Here is a 10,429-nt window from a genome sequence, read left to right as displayed (position 1 = left end):
GATGTGTATAAGAGACAGCCCTCGATCGCTGGGAGCATCATGCCGCCGTGGCGTCGGCGCCGAATGGCGGTGTGGGTGTGGATGATGTGCCCCTCGGAGGTGTGAACAACGCCGCCTTTGAGGAGTGGACGGTCACCCGGCAGGAGGACAACCGCTCGCCGATCTACTCGTACCACGAGGGCCGTGACGAGCTGGTCGTCGGCGCCGATTGGCACGGGCCGCTCCAGTACACGGTGTCCGTCGCAAGGGCGTTACTGAGCCCGCTCGCGTTCGAGCAAGTGCTGACGCCCGACCGGTTGGACGGTAAGGCGGGCGACCTCGACGCCCTCCTGAACGGTGTGAAGGCGGAACTTCGAGACAAGCGGTGTCTCGGCTACTTGAAACAGTCCTACACCGGTGGAGACTACGTCGAGGCACTGGAGGCAGGTCTCGACGACCTCACAACGCTGACCGCGAACATCGAGCACGGCGACTTCTCCGAGGAACAGCGTGACCTCCGGAGCGAGACCATGAAACTCGCGCACGGCCTGATCGGGACGGCCACGGGGATTTACGACCTCCTCGACGTGGACGTGACGCGGATCCTTCGCCTGCCGGGCCGTGTGACGAGCGACATGAAGACCGGCGGCCGGAAAGACCTCCAGCAGTGTGTGGTTCGGATGGCGACGATCGCCTCGAAGATGGGCCTCTACACGCAGTCACGCGTTCAGTTCGAGCCGCGTGAGGAGAAACGGGAAGCGATCGGCGCTGCGCCGACGGTCGACGCTGCGGACCCGACCGGGACGCATATCGGGCAGTGGTCGATTCAGGGCTACGGCGCGACCGACCTCACCGACGACCTGGAGTACGCGCTCGAACACCCCGGCGAGTTTGGCCTCCCGATGCAGACGGAGTCGGAACACTACGCGGACTTCGTCGTCGACATGCCGATCGAGGCAGCGTTCACTCGCGAGCGGGTCGCCACGGCCACGACACGTATCCTGAGCCTGCGATCGATGCGGACAACTCGGCAGGCAGTGAGCGTCATGCAGGCGTTCACGGGCTCGATCCACGACGTGTCGAAGGCGCTGTTCTTCAAGTCCTCCGAGGACGGTCGGCACGTCCGCGTCGACGACTTGAAGTACGCGCTCTCGACGCTTCCGAAGAGCCGGATCATCCCGGAGCGAGGGTCGAAAGGCACGAAATCGGCGATCATCCACACACTCCTGTCGACCGACCGCCCGCTCTCGCAACGCGAGTTGTGCGATCGCGCTGGCGTCGCGACCGGGACGTTCGCGGGCCACGGCGACAAGCGCTCGCACCGCGACGAGCTGGCTGCGTTCGACCTGATCCGCGAGACTGAATCCGGCTGGGTCGTCTGTCTGACGTACCGCGAGGCCGACTTTAACGCTGACACGCCCGGTGAGCGGCCGGATGCACTACCGTTCTACGCCGCAGTCGACGACGAGAGTAGCTACCGCGATCGCGTCGCCGACGCCGACGGCCGGGAAGAGTCGCTGCGCGGTGCGGTGTACGAGGCGGCCGTCGCGCTCGAACCGACGGGGGCGCTCGGCGACCCCGACCACCCCGTCATCGGCGCGACCTACGGGACGTTCGACCGCACCCGGCTCCGACGCGTCGCCGACGCCCGGCCGGAGTGGCGTGCCCTCCTCAACGCGGCCTGCGCGTTCGTCGGTGACGACCCGCTGGGGATCGGCGGCGACCCCGAGCCCCGAGCGACCGTCGNCGCGCCATCAGAGATGTGTATAAGAGACAGAGCCAGAGCAAGAACCTATCACCTCCGGAACACCCGATCAGATGGCGACGGCGAGCGACTGAATCCGTGTAGGGTTTCGCTAACACCTTCCAAAATCACCAGACGGGGAACGCGTAGGGTTTCGCTAACACCTCGAAAACTGGGATTCGCGTAGTTGTCGGCACCCGGTTCTAAGGGTACTCATCACGAATCAAACAGTAATGGATCGAGACAATCACGACCAACAATCGCCGCCGGCCGAGCGGTGCGACGGGTGTGATCGCGGCATCGATCAGGTGTATCTTGACGCAGCTACGTCGTTCGACGTGTGGCTCAACGACGCCGTCGGGTCGGACCGGCCGGCGCCGAGCCACGGCCAGTATCACTTTTGTGGGACGTGCGTGTTCGAGGTACTCGGCCTCGTCGACGAACACTTCGAGGAAGATTACGAGATGCCGGTGAGCTGCGAGTTCTGCGGCGAGCCCACTGACGGTATCCCGGCACAGTTCGCCTATCGGCCACACGGGACGGACACGACAATCGCCCACTCGTTGTGTTCGTCGTGTCTCCCGATCGTCCAACAGTTCTGTGAGCAAATCCCGGAGGAAGAACCAGAGGGCGACACGTACACACCCCGCGAACCGAGCGACCGACTTTACACGGACGCGAAAGACTCTGTGTTCCGGTACGCGAAGCCCTACAACCAACTGACGGCCGGCGACCGGTTTGTCCTTGAAGCACGCCAGCGATCGACAGAAGACTTCCCCGAACAACGGCTCAAGATCGCGGCGTCGATCGCCGACCGCGGTCGCAACCCGGCGGACTCGTTCGAGGCGCCACTCTCCGATATGCAGGTGTTCTGTGGGAACTGGATCGGGATCCAACCGACGAATGGCGTGCTCGAACTGGACTACGGGACCGGCACACGCCAGCTCCAGATTCGCTTCGACGACGCCGCAGCACCCGATAACCGGTACCGATCGTTCGAGGGCTACGTCACCCACGTCGCGCCGCCGAGCACAGAACCCGGCCGGCGCACGTCATTATGAGATAGTAACGAATCTCGGCCGACGCGATCGCGTCGACGACGCCCCGCTCGTTACTACAATATAGTAACGTAGAGCCAACCGGCGCCACGGACGCGATCCCGCCAGAGAGTTGGCACAACATCTTTTAAGAGGGTTGGCCGTGACTATCAAGATAACTGAGAGGCAGACGGCAACCCCCTATACCCCCGCCGACTGCGGCCGCCGGCTCGGTCGTCGGGAACTCGTCACACCGGGTGACGGGCCGACTCTGCTCTCGGACGAATAGCCACGGCACCCACCAACGCTGACGGCGTCGACGCCGTCGCACAACCCCCTCATCATGTCTGAAACACAACGCGGCAGAGAGGCATCGACACCGCGATCGCCGAGCGCACGGGAGTCACCGTACCCTCGTGAAAACTACTTCGCGAGCGTCGACGACGAGTACGATCCGGAGCGCGAGCCGCTCGACGACACATGCAACGATCACCACCTCCAAACGCTCGATCGCGGCACGAGCAAGGACGAGTGGATCGTCGGCACGCTCCAGAAGGGGCAGGCGACGATGCTGTGTCCGTACGCGCTCAACGAGTCGCCCGACGCCGAATGGGCGCTCCACGAAGAGAACGGAGAAGTCGTCCTGAGCGATCCGAGCGAGTACCCACCGCCGGCGTCGGGGTTCGTCACGCCCGAGACCGACACCGCCGCCCGAAAGCCGTCGACTAGTCAGTGGCGGGTCAACCCCGAGCACGGATATCTCGTGTTCGGCGGGATTCCGCGTGATCAGCCGGCCGAGGAGTTTCTCGCGTTCGTCGAGGAGCTGATCGCCGCGATCGAGGCCGAGCCCCTCGCCGGCGAGCGCGACGCTGCGCTCGAACTGGCCGCGGAATTGAAAGCGCGTGGTGATCGCAGCGATTCCGATATCTGCGAGCTGATCGTCCGGAAGCTCCTTAGTAACGACTCGGTACGGGAATTCGTCGCGGCCGGGAACTACTGACCGCACGAGGGCACCGATCTTCCAGCGTCGAACACAAACACCTTTACGAATCGGTTTCCGATATTGTCGTGACCCGGTAGCGGGCGTCCATCCCGTGCCACATTGAGCGACAACTTGTAAGGGGGTTGTGCCGGTGTGGCACACCTCGGATGACTGTTGCCGGGTCATCATTCATACTGTCTCTGTCTGTATTTCTCGCGAGCGACAGGGCTCGCACTATTTTTCCCGCTGATCGTCTCACCCCGTTCGGTCGGTCGCCTGGTTCGAGTCCGGGCCGGGGCGTTCGTCGCTTGTTGTTGGTCTCCGCTGCTCGTAGCTCGTGAGGTACCCATTCATGTCCACCGAACACTCGTCATCGACCAGTCGAATCGCTCGCCTACTGTCGCCGCGCCGCGTGCTGCCGGTCGCATTGCTATTCCTGATCGCCGATCTGGCGCTGACCGAGACGCTGCTCGGCCTCGCCGTCGAGAAGAATCCGATCGCAGCGTGGCTCTTCGAGTCGATCGGCGTCGGCGTCACTGGCGTCGTTGCTGTCGGCGTGGTGACGCTCGCGTACGTCGGGCTCGACGCGCTCGATCAGTACGGACGTGAACAGCGGGTCGTATCAGGCGGATTGCTCGGCGTCATGATCGCGCCCGTCGTGTGGAACTTCGGGATCTGGGTGCGCCTCGGGACGCCCGACGTGGCGGTCGGGATCGTTGGCGAGACGCTGGCGCCCGTGATCCTGGCGGCGCTCGGTGCGCTCGCCGTCGTGACCGTGGATATGGGACGTGTTCCGCGCCCGGATCGAGATGTGGTCGTGTCGATCGCGCTGTCGGTGCTCATGGTAACGAGCATGGTCGGCGGGGTCGCGTTCGTCGGGACACAACCAATCGAGTCGAATGATCAAGGCAGTGTTTCAGCTCAACCAGATGGTCTCAATTTCACCAATTTTGAAACAGAATCCATTGGTGATACCCAGATAAATGTTGTCTCCGATTCAAAGATAGACTATACAATTGACAAAGAAACACCTTCCCACGCCAGAACACAGTGGGGGGGTGATTCTGGAAATGTTGATTTCGGAATGGAAATAGATAATCAAAACGGATTTGGGAGGGTCCATACAGGGTTTTCATACAAAACTATTGAAAACTCAGACAATTTGGACACTGATTATTTTGACACAAGGTCCTCTACTATAATATGGGATAATAATGGAGATGTCTTATTGAGTAATTACAATGATACAACATCCAAGCTACACACATATGAGACAAATACTCAATATTATTACTCACTTTCAATTGGTGGAGGAACTATGTCTGCTGAGGTTTATGAGAGCTCAAATAAGTCAAATTTAATTAATCAAACTTCTGTTAGTGCTAGTGCTTCTGAAGACTTGACGTATTTCTATGCATTAGCGGGTTCTGCCACTTTCGGTGGAGGGAATGGTGAGACAATATCCGGGATAATTTCAAACCCTTCGATATCTAAAGCCTCCTCTTCCCCCTTCCCCGGCTGGGAAGACACCGCCCCACTGCTCCGAGCCGTCGATCAGAACGGCGACCCGGTCCCCAACGCCGAGATCGAGGCGTGGTCGGTCCAAAGCGAAAATCTCGGTGACGAAGTCGAGAACAAAGAGGCACGGGCGGAGGAAATCCTCGACGAGCTGGACGACGTACAACCCGATCAGTGGACACCGCCGACACAAGCCGATCTCTCGTACGGCGACCTTACCGACCTCTACGGTGGCGAGCAACCCTCCGGACTCTACCCAACAGCGCACACGAAAGGCGACATGGGGATTGCGGGGTGGGCGGACACCCACGATCTGATCCCACGGCTCGAATTTGAGTCAGGCGAGACGATCTACCTGTACGCGTGGGATGGCAGCGCTGGTGCGAACATGGGGCCGACGGACGACGGGGTGACCTCGGAACACTACGGTGAGATCGCCGACGAGCCGACGTTCAACCTGAAACGACTCAGCGCCACCGGCGAGACACTCGACAATCACACGGTCTCAGCGACTGAAACCTACTCTGGCGGCATCCCGCCGTTGTCGTACGATCACAACTACGCGACGGCAGAGGTCCCGGACGGCTACTACCTCGTGACCGTGCAGGGAAGCGACACGCCGGGCTACGTGATCAAGGTGGGCGAGGCGACGGACGTGCTCACCACGGAGATGCGGACCGAGGCGAACCAACTGACCAAACAGGCCGAATCACTCCAGAACTACCTCGAAGGCGATACGATGGCGCGGGATAGCGTGATCGCCAATGAGAAACTGACGAGACAGCGGCATGAAGAGGAAGCAATGCCGCTTGATTACGATGCGTTCGATTACGGAGACGGATACGTTAACGTCGGGCTCTCAGAATCGGGGAAGGATATCAACGACCTTGAGCGCGATCGCGTAGATGAGTTCCCGAGTGTTTCCGGGACCGAGATTTACCTACAAGGCTACCGCGGGCCGGGGTACGGCGTCGGCGATTACGGGACGAACGACACGTCGGACATCATGGAACTCGCGTCGAACGTTGATGAGCCGATCTACGTCTCGAAGAAGCCGAAGCGGGTCGATCTGAGTAAGATCGAGGACCCGAACAACGCGACGATCGAGGTGACGCTCACCAAACTCGACACCGGCCTTAACCCGAACATCTCGGAGTACGCGAACAAGACGGAACGACTCAAGAACGAGCTACTCAACCAGTCGACCGCCGAGTTAGAGTCGCTGTTCCGTGACAATCCGGAGCTACTCAACAAGACGGACCTCGAAACGCGCCACGAGGAACTGCAAGACCTGATCGAGTCGAACAACGACCTCGAAGAGCGCGTCGAGGAACTGCGAGACGCAGAGAGCGTCGAGGACGCCGGCAACGCGACCGAAGAGCAACTCCGGAATGACCTCGCAGCGATGGAACAGGCGATCGCCGAACTGGAGGGGCAACTCGAAGCCGAACCACCGACCTCAGAAATCGACAATGGCGAAATCTTCGCGGAGTTCCCGTTCGCTGAATCCCTCGATCCAGACTCTGTCACGGTCATTGCGAACTACGAAGACGGATCGAGTGAGGTCGTCCCCGAGGAGTACATTAGCGTCGAGTCGGCGAGCGTGCTCGGCGGCGATCAGGTTGTCGTAGAGGGGCTCGAAATTGCAAGCGATCGCGCCGTCGCGGATCTTGAAGTGAAGGGCGTCTCGACGGAGGGCACACTCGGCTCCTCGCGTGACACGATCACGAATCCGGCGTATCAGGGGGCGATTCCCGAGTTGGACGCGATCGACGTGAGCACGCTTCGACCGGGCGTCGGTGAATCGGTCGCCATTGAACCGCGCTCCTCCGCAGAGGGGTACGACGGCGCTGAGAGTGTGACGGTGTACGACCCCACCGGTCAGACACTCAACGTCACGCAGAATGGCGAGCGGTTCACATGGTCACCCAACAAGGCGGGGACGCACACCGTCCGGCTCACCTATACGAACGATATCGGCGGACAGTTCACCGAGACGTTCCGCCTCGCGGCTGAGGAGAATCCGTCGTCGACGCCGCCGACCGTCCGGGTGACTGACGGCATCGGTGGCAACCTGCTCCTCGCCGGGAACGGCCTCGAAAGCGGATCGATCAGCGTGAACGGCGCCGATGCCGAAATCGTCGCACAGGCGCCGAGCGATCAGTCGCCAAGTTCGCTCGATATCCGTGCCCAACAACTCACAGTCGACAGCATGGACATATCGGTCGTCATCGGCGGCAATCAGCAGTCGGTCGACAGGCACGTCTCGCTGCGGGTGTGGGCGAACTTCGGCGTTGAAAATGCGCTCGTCCTCCGGGGACCGAGTGAACCGATCACGGCGAATGAAGAGACGCCGTTCGGGGCGTTCGAGACGCGGACCTCGGAGTCGGGCGCCGAGCACCAGGTTGTCGAGACCTACACCGACGCGGACGGGACGACGACCGTGCAGGTCAAGCGCAACCCGAGCCTGCTCGACCGGGCGAGCTACCAGATCGCGATTTGGGGCATCGACCTCCCGCTGACGATCCTGCCGACCACCCCACAGACAGCACTCCCACTAACCATGACCGCTCCACCAGCCGTCGATGAGGCGACCGCCGGGCAGGTCGTGTTCGGGCCGAGTGACATGGCGACCGCAGTGACGGAGGTGACAGCATGAGCGACCAGCACGACGGCGAAGATACCGACGCCCACGAGGTCACTCGTCGAGAGTACCTCGCGTCGGGCGCCGGTATCTCGGCGACGGCAACACTCCCGATCGGCTTTGCGGCCGGGGCGTTCACGAGTGACTCGCTCTCCCCGCTCGCCCGGCAGTTCGTCAGCGCGCAGGCGCCGGGACTCGCGACGTTCGAGCACTCGATCCGCCGGTACGCAACCGACCCGTCGTGGACGCTCCGAGCGAGTACTGACGACGACTACGCGGCGCTCACCGAGTGGGCAGGCGACGACAAGGACGTGACGCTCGTGCGAGAGTACCAGCACACGAAGGGCGACGGCGGCACCGTGACGATCGGGGCACCGATCGCGACGGTCGCCGGCGGCTACCTCACCAACGGCGTCGCGGACGAGCCGTGGGTGGCGGCGGCGGACCTCAACGTCGTCACGAGCCTCGTCGCACCACAGAACATCCCGGTGGATGCTCGCGAGTTTGAACAGCTCGCCGGCGTCGAGTCGATCATCCTGTCGACGCTCCAGGGGCAGGAGTCGTTCGACGCGACCGAGTTTCAGGCGAGCGACGACACCTCGGAGTCCGCGCTCGCGTTTGACGCCGAGACGACGACGCTCGAACAGGGCCGCGCGATTGCGAACGACACCAGCGCCGACGGCACCAACGCACTCCTCGCGGTCGTCGATACCGGGCTCACGTACGACAGCGATATCTACGGGCGCACGGTGACGGTCGACGGCACGGAGACGACCGAATCCCGCGTCCACGAGGAGTCGACGGACTTCGTCACGGCGGGCGACCCNTGGAGGGCGTCGAAATCCTCGATGACGCGTCCGGACACGGGTCGTGGGTGACGGCGGCCGCAGCGTCGAGCGCCCCCGAACCCTACCGCGGCGTCGCGCCGAACGCCGACCTCTACATCGGGCGCGCACTGGACCACGAAGACGGCTCCGGCGCCGTCGCGGATATCGCGACCGCAGTCCGAGCCGCAACGGACGCCGGCGCGGACGCGACGTGCATGAGTCTCGGCTCGCCGCTCTACACGGCCGAGTTGGCGGACGCGATCGCGTACGCGACCGAACACGGCAACACGGTCGTCGTCGCCTCGGGTAACGACCGCATGGTCTCGCGGTTCGTCGCCTACCCCGCGGCGGACCCGAACACGCTGTCGGTGAGCGCGACCGATACGCCCGGCAGTGGCGACCCGACCGACGTGCGAAGCGCGGCGTTCGCGAACGTCGGCCCGAGCCCCGGTACCGTCAACTTCTCAGAGGGCGAGACGAGCGGCGTCGAGGTCGATATCGCGGCGCCGGGGATGGCGCAAGAGGCGGACCTCGCCGGCGGAACGACCACGCTGTCGGGAACGAGCATGGCCGCGCCCGACGTGGCTGGCGCGGCGGCACTGCTCGCGGCCGAGGGCGTCGACGAGCCCGCAGAGCGACTCAGGGAGACCGCCCGCCCGGTGCCGAACCTCGCGCCCGCGGAGTCGAGACACGGCCTCCTCGATATACAGGCGGCACTCCAGAACGATCCAGCCGACAAAGAGCCGTCGGACGTACTGACGAGTGACGCCGAGACGCGCGACGCCATCTTCCGCGGCGAAGCGGCGGCGCGCGGCAGTTGGATCGCGACGTTCCTGTAGGGGTCCTCATGACACGAACACGACGCCAGTTCCTCGCGAGCGGCGGCGCTGCCGGAATCGCGTTCCTCCCGGGGTGGTTCCCCTTTGTCGGGGGTGACGACTCAGACACGGACGGCACGGACACCGACACGACCACTGATGACCGCCCGCCGACGCTGGCAGAGCGCGAGGACCAATACGGGATGTCGATCGACTTCCCCGAAGAGTGGCTCCAGAAATACCGCCCGGCGTTCGTCGCCGATCGGGACACGATGCAACAGTCGATGGGGCTGTACGGACACCGGGTGCGATACGACGATAGCGACTACCAATATGCGTACTACTGGCACAAACTCACGCACCAGGAAGGCATCCTGTTCGACGCGGACAGCCACCTCGGTGACCACGAACCGACGATCGTCCGTGTCGATTCGGACGGCGCGATCGACCAAGTGACGTACACCTTCTACCACCACCTCGCGGACACGGTCGAGGGCGCCCGTCTCACGCGAGCACTCCGAGCGCGAGAGGTGGCCGAACCGACGCATATCCAACTCCGGATCATCGTCCCGTGGCACAACTACGCAGTCGTCGAGGGGACGCCCGCACAGTCGGTGTCGTTCCGCGACGTGCAGGGTGACGACAACGCCTCGCACCTCCGGACGTGGGAGACGCAGGGCATCTTCGACCCAACGGCTGATGAGGCGGTGTGGAGCCCCCGCACCGTACAGGACCGGGGGTCATGGTGGGACGAGTCGACGACTGACTATCAGGCGGCGCAACTGTACCTGCGACTCGGTCAGTACATCGACGTTGCGGGCTCGGGGGAAATCGACCAATGACACTGACACTCAGCATATCGGGACAGTCCGGCACGAAA

The 10,429-nt window shown here is 62.9% G+C and carries 5 protein-coding genes; all 5 read left to right on the top strand.

Features of this window, described 5'->3' with window-relative positions; translation table 11 throughout:
• Positions 1–1,956: 1,956 nt before the first annotated feature.
• The 5 genes from C471_RS09450 (at position 1,957) to C471_RS09420 (ending at position 10,391) form a co-directional block, all read left to right on the top strand.
• Positions 1,957–2,784: a hypothetical protein gene (locus C471_RS09450; protein ID WP_004048528.1), complete on the top strand. Its 828-nt coding sequence runs from the start codon at positions 1,957–1,959 to the stop codon at positions 2,782–2,784.
• Positions 2,785–3,103: 319 nt separating this feature from the next.
• The gene (locus C471_RS09445; protein WP_004048527.1) at positions 3,104–3,760 is read left to right on the top strand and encodes a hypothetical protein; all 657 of its coding nucleotides are present in this window, start codon (positions 3,104–3,106) and stop codon (positions 3,758–3,760) included.
• 334 nt (positions 3,761–4,094) lie between these two features.
• Positions 4,095–7,919, top strand: a complete 3,825-nt coding sequence (locus C471_RS17020) for a hypothetical protein (RefSeq protein WP_152421865.1) — start codon at positions 4,095–4,097, stop codon at positions 7,917–7,919.
• An 859-nt stretch (positions 7,920–8,778) separates the two neighbouring features.
• Positions 8,779–9,570, top strand: coding sequence for a S8 family serine peptidase (locus tag C471_RS09425; protein ID WP_004048523.1), 792 nt, complete (start codon positions 8,779–8,781; stop codon positions 9,568–9,570).
• 8 nt (positions 9,571–9,578) lie between these two features.
• Positions 9,579–10,391, top strand: a complete 813-nt coding sequence (locus tag C471_RS09420) for a hypothetical protein (RefSeq protein ID WP_004048522.1) — start codon at positions 9,579–9,581, stop codon at positions 10,389–10,391.
• Positions 10,392–10,429: the final 38 nt, after the last annotated feature.

The sequence above is a fragment of the Halorubrum saccharovorum DSM 1137 genome (assembly GCF_000337915.1).
Lineage (GTDB): Archaea > Halobacteriota > Halobacteria > Halobacteriales > Haloferacaceae > Halorubrum > Halorubrum saccharovorum.
Note: the sequence above shows the minus strand (reverse complement) of the source record. Positions and strands in the feature narration are given on the sequence as shown.